This is a genomic window from Actinoplanes sp. NPDC049316, from assembly GCF_040677315.1.
Lineage (GTDB): Bacteria > Actinomycetota > Actinomycetes > Mycobacteriales > Micromonosporaceae > Actinoplanes.
On sequence record NZ_JBFAQM010000007.1, the window covers coordinates 99,249 to 125,109 of the forward strand.

General features: G+C 72.5%; 24 protein-coding genes. 13 read left to right on the forward strand and 11 right to left on the reverse strand.

What is annotated here, in order from left to right; all coding sequences use genetic code 11:
• Positions 1-25 precede the first annotated feature (25 nt).
• From AB0K03_RS13315 to uxaC, 7 genes are all read right to left on the reverse strand, one after another.
• Positions 26-1,063: a hypothetical protein gene (locus AB0K03_RS13315; RefSeq protein ID WP_364683922.1), complete on the reverse strand. Its 1,038-nt coding sequence runs from the start codon at positions 1,061-1,063 to the stop codon at positions 26-28.
• A 57-nt stretch (positions 1,064-1,120) separates the two neighbouring features.
• Positions 1,121-1,294, reverse strand: a complete 174-nt coding sequence (locus AB0K03_RS13320; protein ID WP_364683924.1) for a hypothetical protein — start codon at positions 1,292-1,294, stop codon at positions 1,121-1,123.
• 111 nt (positions 1,295-1,405) lie between these two features.
• Positions 1,406-2,068 carry an STAS domain-containing protein gene (locus AB0K03_RS13325; protein ID WP_364683926.1) on the reverse strand — a complete coding sequence of 221 codons (663 nt, stop codon included), beginning with the start codon at positions 2,066-2,068 and terminating at the stop codon, positions 1,406-1,408.
• Positions 2,065-2,853, reverse strand: coding sequence for an ATP-binding protein (locus tag AB0K03_RS13330; RefSeq protein ID WP_364683928.1), 789 nt, complete (start codon positions 2,851-2,853; stop codon positions 2,065-2,067). The genes AB0K03_RS13325 and AB0K03_RS13330 overlap by 4 nt, the downstream gene beginning before the upstream one ends.
• 116 nt (positions 2,854-2,969) lie before the next feature.
• Positions 2,970-3,644 carry a DedA family protein gene (locus AB0K03_RS13335; protein ID WP_364683930.1) on the reverse strand — a complete coding sequence of 225 codons (675 nt, stop codon included), beginning with the start codon at positions 3,642-3,644 and terminating at the stop codon, positions 2,970-2,972.
• 108 nt (positions 3,645-3,752) lie between these two features.
• Entirely contained in the window at positions 3,753-5,051 is a 1,299-nt protein-coding gene (locus AB0K03_RS13340) for a mannitol dehydrogenase family protein (RefSeq protein ID WP_364683932.1), read from the reverse strand.
• Positions 5,048-6,445, reverse strand: coding sequence for a glucuronate isomerase (gene uxaC, locus AB0K03_RS13345; RefSeq protein WP_364683934.1), 1,398 nt, complete (start codon positions 6,443-6,445; stop codon positions 5,048-5,050). The genes AB0K03_RS13340 and uxaC overlap by 4 nt, the downstream gene beginning before the upstream one ends.
• A 159-nt stretch (positions 6,446-6,604) precedes the next feature.
• Here uxaC and AB0K03_RS13350 point away from each other — a divergent pair, with 159 nt between their 5' ends.
• Genes AB0K03_RS13350 through AB0K03_RS13380 form a run of 7 tightly spaced genes read left to right on the forward strand, consistent with a single transcriptional unit; the run spans position 6,605 to position 13,477 of the window.
• Positions 6,605-7,939 carry an extracellular solute-binding protein gene (locus AB0K03_RS13350; RefSeq protein ID WP_364683936.1) on the forward strand — a complete coding sequence of 445 codons (1,335 nt, stop codon included), beginning with the start codon at positions 6,605-6,607 and terminating at the stop codon, positions 7,937-7,939.
• A 12-nt stretch (positions 7,940-7,951) separates the two neighbouring features.
• Positions 7,952-8,872 (forward strand): sugar ABC transporter permease, encoded by a 921-nt coding sequence (locus tag AB0K03_RS13355; RefSeq protein ID WP_364683938.1) that lies wholly within the window; start codon positions 7,952-7,954, stop codon positions 8,870-8,872.
• Complete coding sequence (locus AB0K03_RS13360; RefSeq protein ID WP_364683940.1) at positions 8,869-9,804, forward strand: carbohydrate ABC transporter permease; 936 nt, start codon at positions 8,869-8,871, stop codon at positions 9,802-9,804. Before AB0K03_RS13355 ends, AB0K03_RS13360 begins: the two co-directional genes overlap by 4 nt.
• An 11-nt stretch (positions 9,805-9,815) precedes the next feature.
• Positions 9,816-10,790: a Gfo/Idh/MocA family oxidoreductase gene (locus AB0K03_RS13365; protein ID WP_364684325.1), complete on the forward strand. Its 975-nt coding sequence runs from the start codon at positions 9,816-9,818 to the stop codon at positions 10,788-10,790.
• Between the two features lies 1 nt (position 10,791).
• Complete coding sequence (locus AB0K03_RS13370; RefSeq protein WP_364683942.1) at positions 10,792-11,619, forward strand: sugar phosphate isomerase/epimerase family protein; 828 nt, start codon at positions 10,792-10,794, stop codon at positions 11,617-11,619.
• A complete protein-coding gene (locus AB0K03_RS13375) occupies positions 11,616-12,626 on the forward strand; it encodes a Gfo/Idh/MocA family oxidoreductase (protein ID WP_364683944.1) in 1,011 nt (336 codons plus the stop codon). The genes AB0K03_RS13370 and AB0K03_RS13375 overlap by 4 nt, the downstream gene beginning before the upstream one ends.
• A complete protein-coding gene (locus AB0K03_RS13380; protein WP_364683946.1) occupies positions 12,623-13,477 on the forward strand; it encodes a sugar phosphate isomerase/epimerase in 855 nt (284 codons plus the stop codon). Before AB0K03_RS13375 ends, AB0K03_RS13380 begins: the two co-directional genes overlap by 4 nt.
• Before the next feature lie 8 nt (positions 13,478-13,485).
• Here AB0K03_RS13380 and AB0K03_RS13385 read toward each other — a convergent pair whose 3' ends face one another.
• Complete coding sequence (locus tag AB0K03_RS13385) at positions 13,486-14,487, reverse strand: LacI family DNA-binding transcriptional regulator (protein ID WP_364683948.1); 1,002 nt, start codon at positions 14,485-14,487, stop codon at positions 13,486-13,488.
• 40 nt (positions 14,488-14,527) lie between these two features.
• Here AB0K03_RS13385 and AB0K03_RS13390 point away from each other — a divergent pair, with 40 nt between their 5' ends.
• Positions 14,528-15,370 (forward strand): ATP-dependent sacrificial sulfur transferase LarE, encoded by an 843-nt coding sequence (locus tag AB0K03_RS13390; protein WP_364683950.1) that lies wholly within the window; start codon positions 14,528-14,530, stop codon positions 15,368-15,370.
• Complete coding sequence (gene larB / locus AB0K03_RS13395) at positions 15,363-16,052, forward strand: nickel pincer cofactor biosynthesis protein LarB (protein ID WP_364683952.1); 690 nt, start codon at positions 15,363-15,365, stop codon at positions 16,050-16,052. Before AB0K03_RS13390 ends, larB begins: the two co-directional genes overlap by 8 nt.
• A 1-nt stretch (position 16,053) precedes the next feature.
• Here the strand turns inward: larB and larC are convergent, their stop codons facing one another.
• Complete coding sequence (gene larC / locus AB0K03_RS13400; protein WP_364683954.1) at positions 16,054-17,274, reverse strand: nickel pincer cofactor biosynthesis protein LarC; 1,221 nt, start codon at positions 17,272-17,274, stop codon at positions 16,054-16,056.
• Positions 17,275-17,358: 84 nt separating this feature from the next.
• Between larC and AB0K03_RS13405 the strand changes: the two genes are divergently transcribed.
• From AB0K03_RS13405 to AB0K03_RS13420, 4 genes are all read left to right on the forward strand, one after another.
• Positions 17,359-18,432 carry a LacI family DNA-binding transcriptional regulator gene (locus AB0K03_RS13405; RefSeq protein WP_364683956.1) on the forward strand — a complete coding sequence of 358 codons (1,074 nt, stop codon included), beginning with the start codon at positions 17,359-17,361 and terminating at the stop codon, positions 18,430-18,432.
• Between the two features lie 172 nt (positions 18,433-18,604).
• On the forward strand, positions 18,605-20,977 hold the full coding sequence (locus AB0K03_RS13410) for a cbb3-type cytochrome c oxidase subunit I (protein WP_364683958.1): 2,373 nt from the start codon (positions 18,605-18,607) through the stop codon (positions 20,975-20,977).
• A 5-nt stretch (positions 20,978-20,982) separates the two neighbouring features.
• Positions 20,983-21,705 carry a hypothetical protein gene (locus AB0K03_RS13415; protein ID WP_364683960.1) on the forward strand — a complete coding sequence of 241 codons (723 nt, stop codon included), beginning with the start codon at positions 20,983-20,985 and terminating at the stop codon, positions 21,703-21,705.
• A complete protein-coding gene (locus AB0K03_RS13420; protein WP_364683962.1) occupies positions 21,702-22,541 on the forward strand; it encodes a slipin family protein in 840 nt (279 codons plus the stop codon). The genes AB0K03_RS13415 and AB0K03_RS13420 overlap by 4 nt, the downstream gene beginning before the upstream one ends.
• 45 nt (positions 22,542-22,586) lie before the next feature.
• Here the strand turns inward: AB0K03_RS13420 and AB0K03_RS13425 are convergent, their stop codons facing one another.
• A complete protein-coding gene (locus tag AB0K03_RS13425) occupies positions 22,587-23,990 on the reverse strand; it encodes a glycoside-pentoside-hexuronide (GPH):cation symporter (protein WP_364683964.1) in 1,404 nt (467 codons plus the stop codon).
• A gap of 5 nt (positions 23,991-23,995) precedes the next feature.
• A complete protein-coding gene (gene uidA, locus AB0K03_RS13430) occupies positions 23,996-25,771 on the reverse strand; it encodes a beta-glucuronidase (RefSeq protein ID WP_364683966.1) in 1,776 nt (591 codons plus the stop codon).
• Between the last annotated feature and the right edge of the window lie 90 nt (positions 25,772-25,861).

The following is a 25,861-nucleotide window of genomic DNA, read 5'->3' on the forward strand; positions in this document are numbered from 1 at the left end:
CAAACCCGGCGCCGCTTTCCTGCGGTCAGCCCGTCTGGGTGAGGACGTCGTTGAAGATCTTCTGGATGTCCGCCTTCTTCTCCGGCGGGGTGAACGCCCCGATTCCCACCTGCCACATGTGCGCGCCGGTGGCGTCCGGGAAGAAGTGGCTCATGTCGAGGGTGTAGCGGCCGTTCGCGTTGCGGGCCGTCTCGACGTAGAACGTGCGGTCGTCGTGCGCCCGGGACGTCACCCCGGGGTCGAACCACTCGGTGCTCAGCCGGCTGCGGTCGGCCGCGCCGCACGGGTCCGGGCAGGGCCGCAGCATGATCTGCACCTTCTGCCCGTTGCCCGGGTTGCCCTCGTCGATGCAGACCCACGCCTTGGCCTGCGGCAGGTCCACCCGGCCGGCGATACACCCCCAGGTCTTCGGCGTACGGAAGGCGAACGGCCACCCGGTGAAGGCCATCGTGTACGTGGCGTCCGTCGCGCTGTAGCTCGGCCCGACCAGGGTGCGCGCCGGCGCCGAGCGCAGCACCGGCTTACCGGCCGAGGGTGCCGGGACGGGCGGATCGAGGTCCGTCCGGCGCGGCAGCGTCGGGACCGGCCGTACGGCGGTGGGCCGCGCCACCGGCCGGTCGGGGCCGTCGCTGCCGCTGACCACCGCGGCGATGCCGAACCCGCCGCACACGCAGAGCAGCAGCACCAGCGGGACCACCATCAGCGCGATCGCGGCCGGCATGGCACGGTGCTTCTGCGGCGCCGGACCGATCGCCCCGTCGACGAAGCCGATCGCCGGCGCCCGGTACTCGAGCTCGACCACCTGGCCCGGGTGCACGGCCACGACCGTTTCCGCGGTGCCCACCTTCGGGGGCAGCAGGTACGGCACGTGCACGTGCACCTGGTACTGCCCGGGCGGCACCGGCACGACCGTGCGCCCCCAGCCCGCCGGGACCGGCCGCCCGTTGATCGCCAGGTACGGCTTGAAGAGGGCGAACATGAACGTCGCCCACCAGTACTTCGCGGTGATCGCGATGGCCGTCGTGCCGGGCTGCTGCCACGGCGTCTGCTGCTGGTCGTACACGCTGGTCCTTCCCCCGAGACGAACCCGGGGAGCATAGACGGCCGCGGGGAGCGGGGGTCAGAGCGGGTCGACGGTGATGCTGCCGTCGGTGTGCCCGACCGCGAGCCGGCGCCCACCGGTGAGCGCGCAGCTCGCGGCGCCCGCGAGGTCGCCGAGGTGCCGGCCGGTGACGACGTCCCAGCAGCGCAGCACGTCGTTCCGGGCGACCGCGAGAAGTCGTTCCGGCGCCATCCCGTGAGGCGCGGTGGGACCGGCCCCGCCGCCCGCCGACAGCACCGCGCCGACCGGTTCACCGGTCGCCGCGTTCCAGCGCCGGGGGCGGCGGCCACCGAACGATATCGGTCACCCCTCGTGCTCGCGACGTTCGAGGTCGTCCTCGCGGGCATCGGCGAGGTCCTCGCGGATGTCCGCCCACCGCTGATGGTCACGAATGCGTCGCTGGCGGTCGTCGAGGAGCCGGTCCCGTTCGGCGGCGAGCCGGTCCCGATCGTCGGCCTGCTCCTCGCGCTCGTCGGCGCGCTGGTCCCGCGCGTTCGCGAGCCGGTCCCGCTCGTCGGCGCGCTGATCCCGCTCGTCGGCGCGCCGGTCCCGCTCGTCGCGGAGATCCGCCACCGGTCCGGTCCTGAACGACGACGAGCCCGGGGGCCGCACCATCGCTGCGGCGGTGGGGGCGCTGTCGTCCAGGAGCAGGCCGGTCGCGTCGAGGGTGCTGATCAGCCACCGTACGTGCGGCTGCGGGTCGTGCGCAGTCAGCACGACACCGCGATCGGCGGCGAGCCGGCGGGCGTGCAGCAGCAGCCGCACCCCGGCGACGTCGATGAAGCCGAGCTGCGCCATCCGTAGGTCCAGGTGTGCGGAGGTGCCGTCCGCGGCCAGGTCCAGCAACCGTGCCAGGGGCGGCCCGCTGATCCGGTCCAGCTCGCCGGTCAGCGTCACGATCGTGTGGTCGCCGTCGCAGTGCACCGCGGCGTGCAGCCGGCTTCCATCGTTGGTGAACGAGGTCATGACGCCGTCGGTGACGCGGTGGCGAGGGTCGCCCACACCACTTTCCCGGGCTGACACCGCATCGCGCCCCACGCGGTCGCGGTGGCGGCGACGATTCTCAGTCCCATTCCGCGCTTCCGCAGGGCGGCCGGGTCTTCGCCGAGATCCAGCAGCCGGGGAAGATCGCGGCTGCGGTCCTGGACGGCCAGATGCAGGAGCGCGCCGCGCAGCGACACCCGTACGTCCATGTCCGTGCCGCTGTGCTCCACCGCGTTGGCGACCAGCTCCGACACGATGAGGCGGGCCGGGTGCAGCAGATGCGCCACGCCATAGGCCAGGCACGCCTCGCCGGCCATCGTCCGTGCCAACGCGCTTGCGCCCGGATGTGGCGGGAGAACCATGTGCTGCTGCCGGACCAGGCCGTCGGGGGCCGGTGCCGCCGCCAGCGCCGCGTCGACGGTGTCCGCCAGCTGCACCTCCCGGCGGCCGCTCCTGACGGAGACCCGCTGCCGCACCGTCGGCCCGGCGGCGCAGAGCACCACGGCGACGTGCGGATCGGACTCGGCGGCGTACCTCGCCATGGTCTGCCAGGTCGATGCCGAATCGCCGGCCGGGTCCGTCAAGCCGGCGAGATCGATCAGCAGCAGGGCGGGCGCTTCCGCCACGCACGCCCGCAGCACGCGTGCGGTCTCCTGGCGGAGCCAGTCGTCCCAGGGCCCTCGCACCACGACCTGCGTCACCACCTGGCCGGGCTCGATGACGCAGCTGATCCGAGGGCTGTCCATGACGAGGTACGGGCCGTTCATGAAACCGAGATCTTTCGTCTACGGGATGGGCACTGCTACCGTGCCGAGTCTTCTCCCTTCGAGGCCGTCACGCCAGGGCGTCACCCTCCTTTCGCACAGGAGGTCCGACGGGACGCTCAGGACTGCGCGAGCACCGCCGGGCGTCCCGTCGCGGGCACGCGGGTCCCGGTGACATGCCGGCGGGCACCCATCGCGCGCCGCGCCAGCCGGGCGGCGAAGGGGACCGCGCCCAGGCAGGTCGCCCCGACCGCGGTCAGCAGGAGCGCGATGCCGCCGGACGACCCCGCGCCCGTGGTGGCCGCGCCGACGCCGGCGAACGCGCCCACCCACACCGTCGTGCCCAGCGCCGACCAGCCGAGGAAGCGGCGGAACGGCATGCGGACGGTGCCCGCGACGATCGGGACGACCGCGTGGATGACCGCCACGAAGCGCACCGCGGCCAGCGCCGGCCCGCCGTGCGAGCTCAGGTACGTCTCGGCGCGGTCGAAGCGTTCGGCGCCGATGCGGCGGCCCAGCCGGGTGCCACGCAGCCGGGGACCGAACGCGCGACCCACCGCGTACCCGGCGATCTGGCCGCTGAGCGCGCCCGCCGTGCCGACCGCGACCACGAGGGCGAACCCGGCCGGGCCGCCGGGCAGCGCGCCGGCCAGCATGACCACCGATTCGCCGGGGATGAGCAGCCCGAGCAGGAACGTCATCTCGACGGCGCTGGACAGGAACGTGAACAGCAGAACGGCGGTCTCGTTCAGGGTGGTCAGCCAGTGGACGAAGGCGTTCGCGGCGTTCAGCATGTGCTCAGCTTCGTCGCCGGGCCACGGCTGCGGCTATCGGGTTTTCCCATGGCATCCTCCTGACGCGTCCCCTACGGGTAGCAAGACGCGGCAGAGCCGGATCCGGTTTCAGCCCAGGTCGCGGCCGACGGCGGAGATCAGGGTCGCGTCGCCGGCCAGGTCCGGCGCGAGCAGCGCGATGACGTCCCGGACCGACCCGGCGCGGTCGGCGTACGGGGCCGCGCCCGCGTCGTTCACGGGGGCGCCGGCGCCGCGCAGGTGCCCGATCCAGGAGGCCAGGATGCGGACGGCTCCGGCGGGCATGCGCCCGGCGGCCCGTTCCGCGCGCAGCACCGGCAGCACCCGGATCGGCACCTTCTGGGAGCCGTCGGCCGCGATCTGCGCGAGCGTGTGCCGGATCCGCGGGTTCGCGAACCGGACCAGCAGGGCCTCCCGGTACGCGGCCACCTCGGCGGCCGGCAGCGGCACCTGCGCCGCCGCCTCGTCCCACCACTGATTCAGCCATCCGCGGCAGACCGGGTCCGCGACCGCCTCGGCGACGGTCTCGTGACCGCGCGCGCTCCCCGCGTACGCCAGCAGGCTGTGACCGCCGTTGAGCAGCAGCAGCTTGCGCGTCTCGTGCGGGTGTACGTCGTCGACGAAGCGGGCGCCTGCGGCGTCCCAGGCGGGCCGGCCGGCCGGGAAGGCGCCGCTGAGCACCCATTCGGTGAACGGCTCGGTGACCACCGGCACCGCGTCCGCCCAGCCGGTCCGCTCGGCGACCGCCCGGACGTCGTCCGCCGTGGTCCGCGGGGTGATGCGGTCGACCATCGTGGTAACGAACGACACGTGCTCGCCGATCCACCGGCCGAGCGCCGGGTCCGCGGCGGCGGCCAGTTCGGTGACGACCCGCCGGGTCACCTCGCCGTTGCCGGGCAGGTTGTCGCAGGAGACCACGGCGAGCGGCCCGGCGCCGGCGGCCCGCCGGGTGGCCAGCCCGGCCACGAGGCGGCCGGGGACCGTGCCGATCCCGCCGCCGTCCTTCAGGGCCGTCAGGTCGGCGCCGACGTCCGCGGCGGCCAGGTCGATCCCGCCGTCGCGGCCCCGCCGGTACGCCGCCTCGGTGACGGTCAGGGTGACGACCGAGACCTGCGGCCGGGCGAGGAGGTCGAGCCAGGTGGTGAGGTCGGTGCCGGGGTGGGCCGCGACCACGGCGTGCTGCACCGCCATCTCGTCGTGCTCCGGCCCTCGCACGATGAGCGTGTACCGCCCCTCCTGACGGTTCAGCCGGTCGGTGAGCTCCCGGGAGCGGCCGGTGAAGGCGGCGATGCCCCACCCCTCGGCGTCCGGGGCGGCGCCGGTGTACCAGGCCTGGTGCGCGCGGAAGAAGCCACCCAGTCCCAGGTGGACGATCCGTACGGGCCTCACAGCTTGAACACCGCCTGCGGCTGGTCGGCGACGAGGGTGGTGAGTGTGTCCAGGGCCTCGTCCTCGTCGAGGCGGTGCGCCGCCACCAGTTCGGCGAGGAAGCCGGCGTCCAGGCGGCGGGACATGTCGTGGCGCGCCGGGATCGAGCAGAAGGCGCGGGTGTCGTCGATGAACCCGGACAGGCGGCTGAACCCGGCGGTCTCCGTGACGGCGTGCTGGAAGCGCCGGATCTCCGCGGGGTTGTCGAGGAACCACCAGGGCGCTCCGGCGTACACGGCCGGGTAGAACCCCGCCAGCGGCGCGATCTCCCGGCTGTAGACGTCCGGGTCGACCGTGAACAGCACGAGGTGGAACCCGGGGTGGGTGCCGAACCGCTCGAGCAGCGGCTGCAGGGCCCGGGTGAACTCGACGGCCACCGGGATGTCGTGACCGGTGTCGGGGCCGTACCGCCGCCCGGTGGGCGGGTGGTGGTTGCGGTGCACGCCCGGGTGCAGGGTCATCACCAGGCCGTCGTCGCAGGCCATGCGGGCCATCTCGAACGTCATGTGGCGCCGGAAGGCGGTGGTCTCGGCGGCCGTGGCCTGCCCGGCCAGCGCGGCCCGGTAGATGCGCTCCGCGTCGTGGCGTTCCAGGGGCTCGGTACCGGCGTCGAGGTGACCGTGATCGGTGGAGACCGCGCCGTGCGCGATGAAGTACCGCCGGCGGTCCTCGAGGGCGGCGATGAAGCCCGCGTAGTCACCGGTGTCGCCGCCGAGGTCCTTGACGAGCCGGGGCCAGTCCGGGCGGCCGGCCTCCAGGTAGCGGTCGGGCCGGAAGGTGGGCGCCACGGTCGTGGCCACGTCCGGGTCGGCGCGCAGCGCGTCGTGGGTGGACAGGTCGTCGGCCGGGTCGTCGGTGGTGGCCATGAACCGGATCCCGAAGCGGCGCAGCAGGGCCCGCGGCCGGTGGCTCGGCTGCCGCAGCTGCTCGGCGATCAGGTCGTACAGCCGGTCGGCGTTGTCCGCGTCCGGCCGCTCGGTGACGCCGAAGATGCCGGCGAGCTCGCTGTCGAACCAGTACCGCACCGGGGTGCCGCGCAGCAGGTGCCAGTGGCCGCACAGGGCCCGCCAGGCCGCCCGGGACCGGTCCTCGGGCAGCGGCCCCTCGCCCACGCCGAGCGCGTCCAGCCCGACGCCGCCGGAGTGCAGCAGGCGGGTCACGTAGTGGTCGGGCTGGATGAAGAGCGCGGCGGGATCGGCGAACGGCCGGTCGTCCAGCAGCAGCCGGGGATCGACGTGCCCGTGCGGCGAGATGATCGGCAGGTCCCGGACCGCGGCGTAGAGCCGGCGGGCGATGCCGCGCACCCCCGGTTCGGTGGGTAGCAGCCGATCGGGGTGCACCGTCAGGGAGGCCATGAGGGCCAGCGTCCCGGTGCGGGCGAGGGCCCGGCAAGCAGTTGCCATTTGTTGCCCCGAACGGAAGGCAACAAGTGGCAACTCGTTGATTCGACCGGCCGCGGAGGCGAAACCTGCTCGTGACCGGAGGACTGCGGGGCCACACCGAGGGAGAAGACGATGAGTCGGAGCAGGATGCGTGCGGTCGTGGCGCTCGCCGGGGCGATGACGCTCGCGGCCGGGCTCGCCGCGTGCGGTGACGGCGACGAGGGCGGCGGCGGGTCCGGCAAGACCCTCGACGTGTTGATCGGGGCGAACACCCAGTACCCGCAGGAGTTCCGGGCCTGGCAGGCGTCGATCAGCGACAAGTTCAAGGCGCAGACCGGCGCCACGGTCAAGTTCGAGGAGTTCGCCACCGCCAACGACGAGCTGACGAAGATCCAGACCTCGGTCGTCTCCGGCACCGGCCCCGACGTGTACGCGGTCGGCACCACCCTCACCCCGACCGCGTACTCCACCGGCGCTTTCGTGAAGCTCGACGACGAGCGGTGGCAGAAGGTGGGTGGCCGGGACAAGTTCGTCCCCGCGACGCTCGGCATCTCCGGCCCGGACGAGCAGAACCAGGTGGGCATCCCGTTCGTGAGCCGGCCGTTCGTCATGGTCTACAACACCGAGCTGCTCAAGGCGGCCGGCATCAGCAAGCCCGCGACCACGTGGGACGAGCTGCGCCGGCACGCCAAGCAGCTGACCAAGGGCGATCAGTACGGCCTCGCGGTCGCGTACAAGGACAACTTCGACCCGTGGAAGTTCGTGTGGGGCATGTCGGTGCAGGCCGGCAACCCGCTGGTGGACGGCAGGACGGCCCGCATCCAGGACCCGATCGTCAAGCAGGCGTACCAGACGTACTTCGGCTGGCTGACCACCGACAAGGTGGTCGATCCCGCGGCGATCGGCTGGACGAACGCGCAGGCGGTCGCCGCATTCGCCGAGGGCAAGACGGGCTACATGGCGCTCACCTCGACGACCGCCGCCAAGGCGCTCGACGCCGGCAAGGTCAAGCGCAAGTGGGCGTTCGCGCTGCTGCCCACCGTGCCGCCCGGCGCCACCGCCCGGCCGGCGAACGGCGTGGAGGCGGCCAGCATCCTCTCCGGCGACAACCTGCTGGTGGCCGACTACTCGAAGAACCAGGATCTGGCGTTCCAGTTCGTCAAGCTGATCACCGACCAGGAAGCCCAGACGGACTACTACAAGGCCGTCGGGAACCTGCCCGCCAACGCCGCGGCGCTGGGGGACGTGCAGTCCGACCAGAGCCTCGCGCCGGTGGCCCAGGCGGCGCAGAAGTCGGTGGCGACCCCGTTCACCGGCGCGTGGGCCGACATCCAACTGGCCCTGACCAACGTGGTGGTGCAGTCGATCCCCGACCTGGCGAAGGGCTCGGTCGGCGACGCGCAGCTGGACGGCCGGCTGGCGGACGCGCAGAAGGCCGCGCAGTCGGCGCTGGACCGGGCGAAGTAGGACGCACCGGCCATGACCGATGACAGCACGGCGACCGGCCGCCGCCGCGGCGTGAGCGCACGACAGCGCCCGCTGTGGCTGCTGACCCCCGGCGGGGTCCTGATGACGCTGATCATCGTCATCCCGCTGCTGCTCGCCTTCTACATCTCACTGATCGACCTCGACCAGTACACGTTGCGCCGCTGGCTCGACGCGCCGTTCATCGGCCTGCGCAACTTCACCGAGGCGTTCGGCTCCGGCCTGCCGCACTCCATCTGGATCAGCGTGTCGTTCGCGGTGATCGCCACCGCCGCCACCGTCCCGTTCGGCATCGCCGCCGCCGTCGCCACGCAGAACGCGTACCGGGGCCGGGCGCTGGTCCGCGCGGTGTTCCTGATTCCGTACGTGCTGCCGTCGTTCGTCGTGGCCACGGTGTGGCGCACGATGCTGCAGCCCGACGGCATCGTCAACACCGTGCTGGCGAAGGCGGGGGTGGACGGCGGGCTGTGGCTGAGCGGGCCGAAGTCGTACTGGACGCTGGTGCTGGTGGAGATCTGGGCGGCCTGGCCGTTCATCTACCTGATGGCGCTGGCGGGGCTGCAGAGCGTCGACCACGAGGTGTACGAGGCCTCCGCGATCGACGGCGCGGACTGGTGGCCCAAGCTCACCCGGGTGGTGCTGCCGTATCTGCGCGGGCCGGTGCTGCTGGCGTGCCTGCTCGCCACACTCAACCACATCAACAACTTCACGCTGCCGTACGTGCTGTTCGGGGCGCCCGCGCCGGACGACGTCAACGTGATGCCGATGATCGTCTACGTCACCAGCTTCCAGGGCCTGCGTTTCGGGCTCAGCGCGGCGATGGCGATCGTGTCGCTGGTGCTCGTCGCCATCCCCCTGTTCGCCTACCTGCGTGCGCTCCGGCTGGACGTGCACGAGGACGGAGACCGGACATGACCGCCTCCGCGACGCCGCGGCTCGCTCCCGCTCCCGCGCCCGTGCTGCCGGCCCGGCGGGTGCGGGGGCGTACGGCCACCGGCGAGGCCCACCGGCTGCTGCCCCGCCCGCTGCTGGCGACCGTGACCGTCGTCCTGTGCGCGATGGTGCTGGTGCCGACCCTCTACATCGTGCTGGCCTCGCTGAACACCGACCTCGGCGTGGCCTCCGGCGAGTTCTGGCCGGGTACCTTCTCGCTGGACAGCTACAGCCGCATCTGGACCACGGCCGACCTGGCGACCGGCCTGCTCAACAGCATCGTGGTGTGCGGGCTCGTGGCGGTCGCCTCGGCGCTGCTGGGCACGATGACCGCGTACGTGCTGGTCCGCTACACGTTCACCGGACGGCTGACGATCCTGCGCGGGCTCGTCGGGTTGCAGAGCGTCCCCGGCACGCTGATGCTGTTGCCGGTGTTCGTGCTGTTCTCCTCGGCGGGCAACTACCTCGGCGTCACGGTGGTCGGGACGCGGTGGGGGCTCTTCCTCGCGTACCTGACGTTCGCGCTGCCCTTCTCCACCTGGGTGATGGTCACCTACCTGCGCGGCCTGCCGCGCGAGCTGGAGGAGGCCGGCCGGATGGACGGCGCCTCCACGCTGCGGATCCTGTTCCGCATCATCGTCCCGCTGAGCCTGCCCGCCATCGTCGTCTCCGGCATCTTCGCGTTCCTGCTCGGCTGGAACGACGTGCTGTTCGCCTCGGTGCTGACCCGGCCCGAGACGCACACGGCGGCGGTCGCGCTGTCCGCGTTCGGCGCCACCCAGGAGGGCGGCGCGCTGCCGGTCTACTCGCAGGTGATGGCCGCCGCGCTGATCTCCGCGGCCCCGGTGGTGCTGCTCTACCTGCTGTTCCAGCGCTACCTGGTCGGCGGCCTCACCGCCGGCGGCGTCAAGTGACCCGCGCCGCGGTGATCGGGTGCGGCGACGTGTCCGTCGTGCACCTGCAGGCGCTCGCCAAGCTGGACGGCGTGGAGCTGGCCGGTGTCTGCGACACCGACGCGAGCCGGGCCGCGGAGGCGGCCGAACGCTACGGCGTTCCCGCGTTCCCCGGCCACCGCGAGCTCCTGCGGACGGTACGGCCGGACGTCGTGCACGTGTGCACCCCGCACGACCGGCACACCCCGGTGGCGATCGACTGCCTGGACGCCGGTGTCGCCGTCCTGCTGGAGAAACCGGTGGCGCACACGGTCGCCGAGGCGGACCGGCTGATCGCCGCGGCGCGGCGGCGCCCGGAGGTCAAGATCGGCATCTGCCTGCAGAACCGCTACAACGCCACCAGCCGGGCGGTCCGCGAGCTGCTCGGCTCGGGCGACCTCGGCCCGGTCCTCGGCGGCTCGGCGACCGTGCTGTGGCACCGCGACCCGGCGTACTACCGGGCCCGGCCGTGGCGCGGCATCCGGGCCCGCAGCGGCGGGGGAGTGCTCATCAACCAGGCGATCCACACGCTCGACCTGATGGAGTGGTTCCTCGGCGACGTCACGCGGGTCCGCGGCGACGCCGGCCGGTACGCCCACGACGACATCGACGTGGAGGACACCGCGAGCGTGATCCTGGACCACGCCGGCGGCGCGCGCAGCGTGGTGCTCGCCACCGTGGCCAACGTCGCCGACTCGCCGGTGACCATCGAGATCGTCACCGGGCGGGCGGTGCTGCTCATCCGCGGCGACCTGAGCGTCCGGCACGCCGACGGGCGCGTCGAGACGGTCGCCGAGCCGGTGGCCGGCCCGGGCGGGCGTGGCTACTGGGGCGCCTCGCACGAACTGCTCATCGCCGACTTCTACCGGACGCTGCCCGACCCGGAACCGTTCTGGATCTCACCGCGCGCGGGCGCCCGGTCGCTGCGGCTGATCCAGCAGGTGTACGACCTGGCGAAAGGACGCTGACATGTGGACCCTCTCCGGCTTCGTGGACGAGATCTCGCCGGACTTCACCGAGCAGTGCCGGGTGGCCGCCGGGCTCGGCCTGCGCTATGTGGAGTTGCGCAGCGCGTGGGACGTCAACATCCTCGATCTGGAACCCGTCCAGCTCGCCGCCATGAGAACCACGCTCGCCGCGCACGACCTCGAGGTGTCCAGCATCGGGTCGCCGATCGGGAAGATCTTCATCGACGAGGACTTCGGGCCGCACCTGGCGCGGATGCGGCACGCCGCTGAGGTCGCGCACGGCTTCGGCGCGCCGTACGTGCGGATCTTCTCGTTCTTCCTGCGGCCCGGCGCCGGCCCGGCCGCGCACCGCGACGAGGTGATCGACCGGATGCGCGAGCTGGCCCGGGTGGCCGAGGAGGCGGATCTGGTCCTGCTGCACGAGAACGAGAAGCAGATCTACGGCGACGTGCCGGCCCGGTGCCTCGACATCGTGCGGTCCGTCGGCTCGCCGCACCTGCGGCTGGCCTGGGACGCGGCGAACTTCGTCCAGGTCGGCGTGCGGCCGTACAGCGAGGGGTACGAGATCCTCCGGCCGCACCTCGCGTACGTGCAGATCAAGGACGCGCTGGCCGCGGACGGCACGGTCGTCCCGGCCGGCGAGGGCGACGGCGAGGTCGCCGAGACCCTGCGCGCCCTGCACCACGACGGTTTCGACGGGTTCTTCTCGCTCGAGCCGCACCTGGCCACCGGTCACGCCACCGGGGGTTTCTCCGGGCCGGAGCAGTTCCGGCGGGCCTGGCAGGCCTTCACCGACCTTCTGAAGACCGAGGGGATCGAGTACGCGTGAGCACACCCAAGTTCGCCCTGGTGGGAGCCGGAGTGATCGGCCGGCACCACGGTCTCGTGATGAGCCGGCTCGCCGGCCGGCTGGAGCTGGTGGCCGTCGCCGACGTGGACAAGGACCGGGCCGGGCAGCTCGCCGCCGAGCGGGGCGGGCGCCCGTACGGGTCGCTGACCGAGGCCCTGGCCGCCGAGGACGTCGACGTGGTCGTCGTGTGCACGCCGACCGGCCGGCACGGCGAGATCGCGATCGAGGCGCTGGCGGCCGGTAGGCATGTCATCGTCGAGAAGCCCGCAGAGATCACCGTCGCGCGTACCGACGAGATCATCGCGGCCCGGCGGCGGGCCGGCACGCTCGTCACGGTCATCTCCCAGCACCGGTTCGACCCGTCCACGGAAGCCGCGCTGGCGGCCGTCGCGCGCGGCGAGCTGGGCCGGATCACCTCCGGCATCGCGTCGATCGACTGGTGGCGTACGCAGGACTACTACGACTCCGGCGACTGGCGGGGCACCTGGGAGCTGGACGGCGGCGGGGCGCTCATGAACCAGGGCGTGCACACTGTGGACCTGCTCGTCGCGGCGCTGGGCCGGCCCGTCGAGGTGTTCGCGTACACCGGGACGCTGGCGCACGAGCGGATCGAGGTCGAGGACGTCGCCGCCGGCGTCGTGCGCTTCGAGAGCGGGGCGCTGGGGGTGCTGCACGCGACGACGTCGGCGTACCCGGGGCTCAGCGCACGGCTGCAGGTGCACGGCGACCGCGGCTCGGCGGTCATCGACGACGACCAGCTGGTGTTCCTGGGCGACAGCCGGGAGGCCGCCGGGGCCGTGCCGACCGCGGGCAGCAACCCGGGCACGCTGTCCGACGCGCACCGGCTGCAGTACCTCAACTTCCTGGCCGCCCTGGACGGCACCGAGGAGATCCGCGTGGATCTGGAGACCAACCGCCAGTCGATCGCCGTCATCACCGGCGCGTACGAGTCGGCCCGCACCGGCAGGCCGGTGAGTCTCCGATGACGCGCATCGCCGCGAACCCGATCCCGTACTGGAGCACCGCGGGCAAGACGCGGGAGGTGTTCGAGGAGGCGTTCCGCGACTTCCAGGCGATCGGCTTCACCGCGGTCAAGGCCGACGTGCCGGACGGCATGACCGCCGCGGAGTACGCCGCCTGGATCGCCGGATACGGCCTCGCGCCCTCGCTGAGCCTGTTCAGCTCGCCGTTCGACGAAACCGTGGACCTGGGACAGGAGGTGGAACGGGCCAAGCGGTTCGCGGCGGACCAGACCGCGCTCGGGCTCGACCGTACGATGATCTCCTCCATGGCCGTGCCCGCCCGGATGGCCCGGCCGGCGGTCGGCGCCGGGTACGACGAGGGCCGGCTGACCCGGGCGATCGACGACTGCGGCACGGTGTGCCGGGTGCTGGCGGCCGAAGGGCTGCGCCCGCTGCACCACTCCCACGTCGGCGGCGTCTTCGAGACCGAGGCGGAGATCGTCCGGCTCCTCGACGAGCTGGGCCCGGACATCATCGGCTTCGGGCCGGACACCGGGCACCTGCGGTGGGCCGGCATCGAGCCGGCGGCGTTCATCCGGCGCTACGCCGACCGGCTGGGCGGCATCCACATCAAGGACTGCTACGCCGACTACCTCGCGCCGGAGAGCCGAGCCGGGCTGAGCTATCACGAGGTGCAGCGGACGAAGCGGCTGTGGGCCGAGCCGGGCCGGGGCGTCATCGACTTCGGCGCGGTGCTCGCCGCGATCCCGGACGGCTACGACGGCGACTTCATGATCGAGGTGGACGAGCCGAGCGTGGACAGCAAGCGCGAGTCGCACCGCATCTCGTACGAGTGGGCCCGGGCCACGCTGTGAACGGCCGGCTACGCCGCCGCCCGGCACCGGGCGGTCGACTTCCGGACGACGAGCCGGACCGGCAGCACCAGCGTGGTGCTCGTCATCGGGGCGCCCTGGGCCATCCCGATGCAGGTGTGCACGCCGGTCAGCCCCATCCGGTACAGCGGCGCCGCGACGGTGGTCAGCGCCGGCTCGACCAGCTCGTCGAGCAGGATGTTGTCGAAGCCCACCACGCTGATGTCGCCGGGCACGGCGATGCCCAGCTTGCGCAGCCCCTTCATCACGCCGATGGCCAGCGCGTCGTTGTACGCCAGCACCGCCGTGGCGTCGGTGCGCGCGACCCGGCGGGCGGCGCTCAGCCCGGCCAGCACGGTGGGCTCGTGCGGGCCGATGCGGCGTACGTCGAGATCCAGCTCCGCCGCGGCCTCGCGCAACGCCCGCCAGCGCGTGCCGTCGGACCAGCTGTTCTCCGGGCCGGCCAGGTAGAGGATCCGCTCGTGGCCGAGGGTGCCGAGGTGCTCGGTGGCGCGCCGGATCCCGCGCGCGTTGTCGTTCACCAGGCAGCACGCCTCCGGCAGCATCCGGTTGAGCAGCACCACCGGCCGCTGCTTGGCCATCGTCCGCAGCGCCGAGTCGCTCATCCGCGAGCTCGCGATCACGATGCCGTCCACATGGGCCAGCTCGCGCTCGATGGTGCGGCGCTCCTCCTCCGGGGACTCGTTGGTGTGCGAGAGGATCAACCGGTAGCCGGCGCGGCGGGTGGCCTCGTACGCGCCTTTGATGATCTCGCCGTAGAACGGGTTGGTGACGTCCGCGATGACCAGCGCGATCGCCTCGCTCGTGGCATGAGCGCCGGGATGCCGGCCGTCGAGGCGGTCGGAGCGGTAGCCCAGCCGTTCGGCCGCGTCGAAGATCCGGCGCGCGGTGCCGGTGCCGACCCGCCCCGGGCGGGCATAGGCCCGGGACACGGTGGACGCCGCCACGCCGGCCTCGCGCGCGACGTCGTAGATGGTGGGACGCCGTCCCATGTCCGTCATGCTAACGGCACATCACAGTCCGGAGACATCCATGAGTAACGACGAATACGCCGCTCGGATCACGGCGCGGGTCGCGGAGACGCTCGCCGGCGTCGGCCGCCTCGGCGTGGCGTTCTCCGGTGGCGTCGACTCCTCGGTCCTGCTCGCCCTGGCGGCCCGGGCGCTCGGCCCCGGCCGGGTGGTGGCGGTGCTCGGCGTCTCGGCGAGCCTGGCGGCCGACGAGCGTACGGCCGCGCACGACGTGGCCCGGCACATCGGCGTACCGGTGGTCGAGGTGGCCACCCGGGAGGACGAGCGGGCCGCGTACCAGGCCAACGGGCCGGACCGGTGCTATCACTGCCGCGACGAGCTGTTCACGCGCATCAGTGCGGACGTGGTGGCCGCGTACCGGCTCGACGCGGTCGCGTACGGGGAGAACGCCGACGACGCCGGGCGCCCGGACCGGCCCGGCGCCCGCGCGGCGGCCGAACACCGGGTGCTGCGGCCGCTCGCCGACGCCGGGCTCGACAAGGCCGCCGTACGCCGCATCGCCCGGGCCTTCGCCCTGCCCTGCGCCGACAAGCCCGCCGCACCCTGCCTCGCCTCGCGGATCCCGCACTTCTCGGTGGTCAGCCCGCAGAAGCTGGCGCAGATCGAGCAGGCGGAGGCCGCGCTGCGCCGGCTGGGCTTCACCGATCTGCGGGTACGCCACCACGGCGACGTCGCCCGGATCGAGCTGCCCACGGGCGACCTGGTCAGAGCCGTGACCGACCCGCTGCGCCGGGCGGTGCACGAGGCGGTGACCGCGGCCGGGTTCCGCTTCGCCGCCGTGGACCTCGCCGGCGTCCAGTCCGGCGCGTTCACCCTGCCGCTGGTCGCCGTCCACCATGACTGACCCGGACCTGTCGGCGTTCGCCACGCCGGACCTCTCGGCTTTCGCCACGCCGGACCACGAGCGCGCGGACCGGCGCGGCTACCCCGAGGCCGTCTACTGCCAGGGCAAGACGCCCCGGCAGGTGGCGCTGATCGCCGCCGACGCCGCGCGGCGCCCCGGGGTGGTCACGCTGTTCACCCGCGCGGAGCCCGCACATGCCGAGGCCGTCCTGGGGGAGTTGCCGGACGCGCACCACGACGAGGAGGCGCGCGTGCTCGCGTGGCCGCCCACCCCGCCGGCGCCGTCGGGCGGGCTCGTCGTCGTGGTCGCCGCCGGCACGTCCGACCTGCCGGCCGCCCGCGAGGCCCTGCTGACCGCCCGGTACCTCGGCCGGGCCACCGAGCTGGTGGTGGACGTGGGCGTCGCCGGCCTGCACCGGATCCTCGCCCGGCTGGAGCTGCTGCGCCGGGCCCGCGTCGTCGTGGTCGCGGCCGGGATGGACGGCGCGCTGCCCAGCGTCGTGGCGGGCCTGATCCCCGCGCCGGTCGTCGCGCTGCCCACCTCCGTCGGCTACGGCGCGGCGCTGCACGGCGTCGCGGCCCTGCTGACGATGCTCAACGCCTGCGCCCCCGGCATCGGCGTCGTCAACATCGACAACGGGTACGGCGCCGGGCACCTCGCCGCCCAGATCGCCGCCCCCTGAGTCAGCCCGGCCGGGCCTCGCGGGGCAGCGGGGCGCCCGGGACCAGCCCGGCGGCGGCCGCGGCGGCCACCGCCTCGGTGAGCGCCGAGCGCTCGGGCCGGCCGAGGCGGCGCGCCAGGGCCGCGACGTCGTCGAACTCGGGCATCACGTGGGTGATGAGACCCCGGTCGTGGCCCACCTTGACGGCGACGGTGTCACCGGCCACGGCGACGTCCACGAACGCGCGGGCCAGCGCGTGCTTGCGCAGTTCGCCTTCGCGGACCCCCAGCGTGCTGGTGTCGCGGAAGATCCGGTCCCGCAGCGCCGCCGCGCGGCCGGGGTGGCAGAGCACGCTGAGGGTGTGTGCCGGGCGGCCCTTCTTCATGACGATCGGGACCAGCCAGGCGTCGGCGGCGCCGCAGTCGAGGAGCCCGGCGAGGACGCCCGGCCACAGCCGGGGGTCGAGGTCGTCGATGTTGGCCTCCAGCAGCACGGCCGGCTCGCCGAGCCCGTCCGCGGCGGTGCTGCCGAGGACGACGCGGACCACGTTGGCCCGGCCGGGAGTGTCCCGGTTGCCCGCGCCCGTGCCGACCGCTTCGATCCGCAGCGACGGCAGCTCCTCACACGTCTCCGCGAGCGCGCGGATCACCGCCACCCCGGTCGGTGTGGCGAGCTCCCCGGGGCCGCCGGAGCGTACGCGCCACCCGAGGGCGAGCCGAGTCACCGCGGGCACCGGCACGGGGAGCTCGCCGTGCGCGGTCCGGACCCGTCCCGAGCCGACGGCGACCTCACCCGCGCTGAGGGTGCCGACCCCGAGCTCCTCCAGGGCGGCGCACACACCGACCACATCCGCGATCGAGTCCAGGGCGCCGACCTCGTGGAAGTGCACGTCCTCGGCCGCGATGCCGTGCACGTACGCCTCAGCCTCGGCCAGCCGCGCGAAGACCGCGGTGGACCGGTCCCGGACCCGCTCCGGCAGCCCCGAGCCGTCGAGCAGACCGCGGATGTCCCGCCACGTACGCCGCGGAACATCGTCGACAAGCGGCTCCACCCGGATGTGCAGAGCGCGTAACCCGGCCCGGGTGGCCGGCGCCGAGCGGAGCCGGACGGCCCCCGGGACGACCAGGTCCACGGCGCGCTGGACGGCCCGCAGGTCGGCGCCGGCGTCGACGAGCGCGCCGAGGAGCATGTCGCCGGCGACGCCGGCGGACGCGTCGATCCAGGCGTGCCGGTGGTCTGTCACGCGCCGGCCGCTGCTGGACGGTTGCCGGGGGCCGTGCCGCTCACTAGCGTCAGGATCGGACCGCCTCGGCGCTGGAGGTGCGGTGTGGACGGAGCCGGGCCCGGCCCTCGACCGCCCAGGATCGACGACGTCGCGCGGGCCGCGGGCGTCGCGCCGTCGACCGTGTCACGGGCGTTCTCCCGGCCGGGACGGGTCAGCTTCGAGACCGGCGAACGCATCCGCCGCATCGCGGCAGAGCTCGGATACCGCACGACCTCGCTGGCCCGGGCGCTGCCGGCCGGGCCCACCTCGATGATCGCGCTGGCGATCTCGGACATCACCAACCCGTTCTACAACGAAATCATCCGGGGCGCCCAGGTGGCCGCGTCCGAGGCGGGTTACACCATCCTGCTCGCCGACACCCAGGAGTCCGGCGCGCACGAGCGCCGGGCCCTCGACCGGGCCGCGGCGACGGTCGAGGGCATCGTGCTGGTCACTACCCGCATGTCGGACTCGGCGATCCGGATGACGGCGAAGCAGCGCCCGTTGATCGTGCTCAACCGGGCGGTCAGCGACGTGCCTTGTGTGATCACCGACAACCCCCGCCGCGTACGCCGGGCGGTGGAACACCTGGCCGAGCTGGGCCACCGGCGCATCACCTACCTGGCGGGGCCGGAGGCTTCGTGGGCCGACGGCATGCGCTGGCGGTCGCTGCGCGAGTCCGCGGTGGAGCTGGAGCTGCAGGTCCGCCGGATCGGCCCGTTCCCGCCGACCGTGGCGGGCGGCGCCCGGGCCGCCGAGCAGTTCGCGGTGCACCCGACGTCGGCGGTGCTGGCCTACAACGACCTGGTCGCCATCGGGGCGATCCGGGCGCTGACCGCGATGGGGGCGCGGATCCCGCGCGACGTCAGCGTGATCGGCTTCGACGACATCTTCGCGGCGGAGCTGGTGACGCCGCCGCTGACCACCGTCGCCGCGCCACTGGGGGCCATGGGCCGTACGGCGGTGGGCAACCTCCTCGCGATCGTGCGCGGCGCCCGCCCGCGCTCGCAGGCGCCGGTCAGCCTGCCGTGCCGGCTCGTGGTCCGCGAGTCCACCGCGCGCCGCGGGCGCACCCGGATCGCCGCACGGACCGCGCCGGCCGGCCGCCGGCCTCCACCCGGCGGCGCCCCGGTGTAGTCGCGTGCGCATTGATCAGCGACTATGCGCTCACGGCCGGGCGAAATTCTGCGAAACGCGAGGAACTCATCGCGCCGGAATGGCGCGCGAGTGCCTTCTTTGTGCTTGCATGAGACCGTGCGACCGCGGACGCGAAGTCGCTTCTTTCCAGGTCCGGTTGGCTGGAGGTGTCGTGACCACTGTTCGCGAGCGGCCCGGGGAAACGGGTCGCCGGCCGTTGCTGGTGAGCAAGGCCTGGATCCAGGCCGTTGCGCTGGTGATGCTTTTCGGGTTCGCGGTGATGGGTCTGCTGGCGTACCGCACCTACACCGCCGAGCCGCCCATTCCCGACCGGGTCGTCACGACCGACGGCCGGGTGCTCTACACCGGCGCCGACGTCAGCCGGGGTCAGCAGGTGTTCCTGCACAACGGCCTGATGGAGTACGGCTCGATCTTCGGTCACGGCGCCTATCTCGGTCCGGACTTCACCGACGACTACCTGCACCGCTCGGCCGAGTCCGTGACCCGCCAGCTCGGCGGCGCCGGGTCGGACGCCGTCGCGCAGCGGGTGATCCATGACTTCCGGGAGAATCAGTACAACGAGGCGACGGGAACCCTGACCGTCACGCGCGAGCAGGCGGTGGCGTTCGACGAGAACGTCGCCTACTACGGGCAGTTCTTCGGCGCGAACGACACGAGCAAGGGCCTGCGACCCGAGGCGATCACCGATCCGACCGAGATCCGGCAACTCACCGCGTTCTTCTCCTGGACGGCGTGGGCGGCCTCGACCGACCGGCCGGGCAAGGACTACTCGTACACCAACAACTGGCCGCCCGAACCGCTGGTGGGCAACAAGCCGACGGCGAACGTGGTGGTGTGGAGCGTGTTGTCGCTGGTCGCGTTGCTGGCCGGCATCGGGGCGCTGTTCGCCGTGTTCGGCCGGTGGGGCGACCGGCTGGGCTGGCGCGGCCGCCAGGCGGACACCTTGTCGTTCCGGGGGCCGGACGCCGTGACGCTGACCCCGGCACAGCGCGCCACCGCCTGGTTCTTCCTCGTCGTCGGCCTGCTGTTCCTCGTGCAGACCCTGCTGGGGGCGGCGAGCGAGCACTACCGGGCGGACGTGACCAGCTTCTTCGGCTTCGACCTGGCCCGGCTGCTGCCGTACAACCTCGTGCGGACGTGGCATCTGCAGCTGGCGCTGTTCTGGGTCTCGGCGGCGTTCCTGGCGGCAGGCATCTTCCTGGCGCCCATCATCGCCGGGCGGGAGCCGCGACGGCAGAACGTGCTGGCCTACATCCTGCTCGGCGCCGTCGCCGTGGTGGTCTTCGGCAGCCTCATCGGTGAGGGCCTCAGCATCCACGGTGTGTTCTCCCGGCCGGGCTCCTTCTTCCAGAGCCAGGGCTTCGAATACCTCGACCTGGCCCGGGCCTGGCAGGTGCTGCTCACCCTGGGGTTGTTCATCTGGGCGGCGATCCTGTTCCGCGGCCTGCGGGTGCGGCTGGCCCGCGACCACATGGGCAACATGCCATGGCTGTTCTTCCTGGCGGCACTGGCGATCCCGGCCTTCTATGCCGTGGGGCTGCTGGTCGACAACAGCGACAACTTCACCCATGCGGACTTCTGGCGCTTCTGGGTCGTCCACCTGTGGGTGGAGGACTTCCTGGAGCTGTTCACCACGGTCATGGTGGCCTACATCTTCGTGATGCTCGGGGTCATCCGCGAACGGGTCGCGATGACAGTGATCTACCTCGACGTGCTGCTGTACTCCGCCGGTGGGGTCATCGGCACGATGCACCATCTGTACTTCTCAGGCGAGCCGGCCGAGCACATGGCGCTCGGCGCGTTCTTCTCCGCGGCCGAGGTCATCCCGCTGACGTTCCTGACCGTCGAGGCCTGGAGCTTCCTGCAGCTGGGTTCGCGACAGGAAGGAAAATCGGCCACGCCCTTCCCGCACCGGTGGGCGGTGATGTTCCTCGTCGCCGTCGGTTTCTGGAACTTCGTCGGCGCGGGGATCTTCGGCTTCCTCATCAACCTGCCGATCGTGTCGTACTACGAGATCGGCACCGCGTTGACGGCGAACCACGGTCATGCGGCGATGATGGGCGTCTACGGGATGCTCGCCATGGGTCTGGCCCTGTTCTGCCTGCGCTACCTCATCCCGGAGCGGCACTGGCCCGAGCGGCTGGCGAAGATCTCCTTCTGGTCGGCCAACCTCGGTCTCCTGTGGATGTGCTTCGCCACGCTGCTGCCGGTGGGCATCCTGCAGCTGTACGAGTCGGTGGACTCCGGATACCACGCGGCCCGCACGCTGGAGTACGTCACCAACCCCACCAACAGCGTCTTCGAGTGGCTGCGCCTGCCCGGCGACGTCGTGTTCATCGTCGGCGGGGCGCTGCCGTTCCTGTGGATCTGCTGGCTCGGGGTACGGCACAGTGTGCGCCGCCGCCTCCCCACGACCCTGGAGGAGCCGGAGGACATGCTGTTCACCGACATCACCGTGCCGGCGGAGGACGGCCGCCAGCGGGAGGCCTCCGGCGCGTCGGCGACCACCAGCACGAGGGAATGACGGCCGTGGACCCTGTGGTCGTGCTCGTCCTCGGCTACGCCGGGCTGATCCTCGCCGTGGCCGGCGGCCTGGAGCGGCTGGCCCGGCACGCCGCGGCGCGCTCGGACCGCTACCGCACCGCGGGTTTCACGTATCAGCCGGAACACGATCTGTGGGTGTGCCCCCGCAACGAGCAGTTGTGGCCGCACGAGGTCGACCGGGACCGCCGGCTGGTGCGTTACCGCGCCCGCCCGGCGGTGTGCAACGCCTGCCCGGCCAAGACCGACTGCACCGGCTCACACGACGGCCGCGAGATCGTCCGGCCGGTCGACCGGTGGCCGCACTCCGAGGCGGGCCGCTTCCACCGCGCGGTGTCGGTCACGCTCACCGCGATCGCGGCGGCCTTCATCGCGACCGCGGCTGTGGCGTACCACCGGCCTCCGGAGCTGGCAGCGCTGGTCCCGGCCGGCGCGCTGACCGGTTGGCTGCTGTGGCGCTGGGCGCGTGACTTCTGGCGTACGCCGTCGGGCTTCCCGGACGTGCAGACCGTGCGCGGCCGCACCTCGGGCGATCCGCTGCCGGGCCCGGCGGCCGCGCGCGGGGGCGCCGGGCCGGTCCTCGTGGACCTCGTACCGCCCTCGCGGCAACGCGCCGGCACGGTGTGGGGCTTCGACCGGCACTCGTCCGCACACCGTTACCGGTCGGCCCGCGAGGCGGCCTCCGACGACATCGGGGAGGACCCGGCATGATCGGGTACTGGATCGGCGCAGCCGTACTGCTTGTGGCGCTCGCGCTGCTCGTCAGCCTGCGGGTGCTGCGCGAGTACGAGCGTGCCGTGGTGTTCCGCCTGGGACGGCTGCACGGCGCCCGCGGTCCCGGGCCGCTGCTCCTGCTGCCCCTCGTCGACCGGATGGAACGGGTGCCACTGCGGACGATCACACTCACCATCCCGCCGCAGGAGGTGATCACCCGGGACAACGTCCCGGCCCGCGTCAACGCCGTGGCGTACTTCCGGGTGACCGATCCCGTCCGGGCCATCGTCGAGGTGGAGGCCTATCCGGTGGCGACGTCCCAGATCGCCCAGACCACCCTGCGCAGCGTCCTCGGCCACGTCGACCTCGACACGCTGCTCGCCGAGCGGGAGCAGCTCAACGAGAGCATCCGCAAGATCGTCGACGAACAGACCGAGCCGTGGGGCATCAAGGTGACCACGGTGGAGATCAAGGACGTCGAGATCCCCGAGGCCATGCAGCGCGCCATGGCCCGCCAGGCCGAGGCCGAGCGGGAACGGCGGGCCAAGGTCATCAACGCCACCGGCGAGCACGAGGCCGCCCAGGCGTTGCACGACGCCTCCCACATCCTGTCCGCCAGCCCGTCGGCGCTGCAGCTGCGTTATCTGCAGACGCTGCTGGAGATCGGCGGGGACCAGCGGACCACCGTCGTCTTCCCGCTGCCGATGGACCTCATCGCGCCGTTCCTGCAACGGCAGTCGCCGGCCCCGGACGGCGAGAGCGACGCCGGGCCGTTCCGGCAGCGGCAGCACCCGGCCGGGGACAGCGACGGGGACCGGCCGGGAAGGATGTGAGCCGGCCGGCCACGCCGGCACTGCGCAGGCCGGCCGGGCCCGGCGTCAGGGGGCCGGCCGGGCCGCACCCGCCAGGCGGCGCTGCTGCGTCTCGGCGACCATGGCGGCGAACTTCTGCTCGGTCAGCGGGTAGCGGAAGAAGATCAGCATCCCCAGCAGGATGAAGACGACGGGGATGAAACCCGAGGCGTACCGGATCGCGTCGAGCGCGGCCTGACTCTGGGTCGCGGCGCCGCCGACGTAGCCGCCCAGGGCGATCGCGAACGCGGCCACCGCGCCGCCGACCGCCTGGCCGAGCTTGCGGGTGAAGGAGAACACCGCGTAGGTGATGCCCTCGGTGCGGACACCGGTGCGCCATTCGCCGTACTCGACGGTGTCCGCCTCCAGCGCCCACATCAGCGTGTTGATGCCGGCCGTGGAGACGCCCATGATGCCGAAGAACGTCATCGACACCCACGGCGTGCCCGGCGGGGACACCGAGATGCCGACGCCGGCCAGCAGACCGATGGCGCCGAAGGACAGGAAGGCCCGCTTCTTGCCGATCGCGCGGACGATGCGGGGCGTCAGCGGCGCCACGATGAAGATCGCGCCCACGCTCAGCACGGTCAGCGCGGTGAGCAGCTCCGCATTGCCCAGCACGTCCCGCGCGTAGTACACCTGCACGGTCTGCAGCGAGAACAGCGCCGTGAGGAACGCCAGCGACGCGAGGCAGAGCATGATGAGCGGCTTGTTGCCGCGCAGCGTGCCGAAGCTCTGCCGGGCGCTGACGTGCTCGACGTCGCGCTGGACCGACTCGCGCGCGGTACTGAACAAGAACAGGTACAGCGCGAGGCCGATGACGGCGAACACGGCCGTGGTGATCAGCAGCGAACGCTGGAAGCCGTCCGGGTCGCCTCGGTATTGCTGGATCTGCGGCGAGACGACGAGCGCCAGCATGATGGTGGTCAGGGCCGTGCCGATCATCCGGAAGCTCGCCAGCTTGGCGCGCTCGTCCGGGCGCTGGGTCATGGCCGCGGCCAGCGAGCCGTACGGGATGTTCACCAGGCTGTACGCCAGCCCCAGCAGCCCGTACGTGACATACGCGGCGACCAGGCTCAACCCGCCCCCGTCGAACAGCCCCGGCACGGTGAACGTGGCGAGACTCAGCAGCAGCACCGGCGGGCCGGCGAAGAGGAAGAACGGCCGGAATTTGCCCCACCGGGTCATCGTCCGGTCGACGACCCGCCCGGCGAAGACGTCCGCGAAGCCGTCCCAGACCCGGATCAACAGGAACAGCGTGCCGGCGGCCGCCGCGCTGATACCCACCACGTCGGTGTAGTAGATCAGCAGGAAGAACGACGTCATGGAGAACGCCAGGTTGTTCGCCGCGTCGCCTGCGGCGTACCCGAGGAACTGCGCGGTGCCCAGCCGGGGCGCGGTCGTGGCCGGCACGGTGATCGTGGCGCTCATGGCGGTCAGACGTCCTTACGCCAGCGGCGCCGCAGCGCGAAGGCCGCCGCCTTGGGCTGCCGGTCCCGGGTGAACACGCCCTTCTTGTTGCCGCCCACGCGCATCACGCCGGAGGTGGTGGCGAAGTCCGCGAAGTTCCAGACGTGCTCGCCCACGACCGCGTCGATGCGGTCGAAGACCCGGTGGTTCATGTCCAGGTACTCGACCTGGTACTCCTCGGTCCACGGCTGGTTGCCGAGGGCGTGCAAGCCGGGGTACGTGTCGGCGCCGTACTCGGTGATGATGATCGGCTTGTTCTCGCTCGCCCAGCCGCGTAGTTCCTCCTCCCACGCCTGCTCGGCGGCGGCGAGATCGCCGGTGTGGACGTACCAGCCGTAGTAGCGGTTGAGCATGAGCACGTCGGCGAACTGCGAGACCCGGCACTTCCCGTACGGCGCGAGCATCACGTTGACGAAGCCGACGGGCCGGCTGGGATCCAGCTCCCGGGTCAGCTCGAACAGCGGCCGGAAGTAGTCCTCCGCCCCCTCGGTGTCGCTCTCCGGCTCGTTGGCGATCGACCACAGCACGACGCTCGGATGATTCTTGTCCCGTCCCACCAGCTCGCGGATGGCCTGTGCGTGCACCTCGCGGGACTCGTCGTTGATCGTGTCCGGGCTGAACGTGGTGTAGCCCTGTGCGCCGAAGATGCCGCCGCCGAGTCCCATGTTGAGCCCCACGGCCGCGGTCTCGTCGATCAGCACGACGCCGTGGCGGTCGGCGTAGTCGAGGACCTCCTCCGAGTACGGGTAGTGCGACGTGCGGAACGAGTTCGCGCCGATCCACCGCAGCAGCTCGAAGTCGTGCACCATGTACGCGTCGTTGTGTCCCTTGCCGAGCACCGTGACGTCCTCGTGCTTGCCGAAGCCGGTGAAGTGGAACGGCTCGCCGTTGATGAGGAACCGGTTGCCGCTGACCTTGACCGTACGGATCCCCACGCTCTGGTGGTAGCTGTCCACGACGGTCCCGTCGTCGTCGGCGAGCCGCACCTCCAGGTCGTAGAGGTAGCCGTCGCCGGGGGCCCACCGGTGTGCGTCGCGGACGGTCAGCGTGCCGCTCGCGCCGCTGCCCTCGGCCACCGTGCGGCCGGCCGCGTCGCGCAGCACCACGCGGGTGGTGGCGGCCGCGCCGGCTTCGGTCGCGTACTCGACGATGCCGTCGGAGCCGTCCAGTCCGGTCACGACAGTGACGTCGGTGAGGTGCAGCGGGTGCGTCTGGTAGAGCCAGACCGGCCGGTGGATGCCGGCGTAGTTGAAGAAGTCGTGCCAGTAGCGCTGCCGCGGGCCGGCCGGGGTCTCCTCGACGACCCCCGGCGGGATCGACTGGAAGGTCAGCGTGTTGTTGACGAGCACCGTGATCCGGGCGAGGTCGCCGGCCCGCACGTGGGCGGTGATGTCCGCCGCGAACGGTGTGTAGCCGCCCTCGTGCGAGACCACCTCGGCGTCGCCGACCCACACCGTGGCGCGGTGCGTGGCCGACTCGAAGTGCAGCACGATCCGCCGGCCGTCCCAGCCGCGCGGCACCCGTACCTCGGTCTGATACCAGACGTCGCCGAAGTAGTCGCGGACCGCGGGGTCGGCGGCGATGTCGTTGAAGCTGGCCGGCACGGCCATCTCGCGGGCGTCGGCCAGCGGGCCGGCGAACCGTCGCGCGGCGCGGCCCGCGCCGGCCGGGTCGAGGCTGAAGCGCCAGAGCCCGTCGAGGCGCTTGCGCTCGCGGGTGGCGGTGTCCTGGGGTCGAAGCACGAGGGACCTCCTTGGGTCTGGCGGCAAGCGGTCCCCTCCATTGGGCGCGCGGTGAAAGATCGAGGTCAACGAATTGCCATCTGTTGCCGC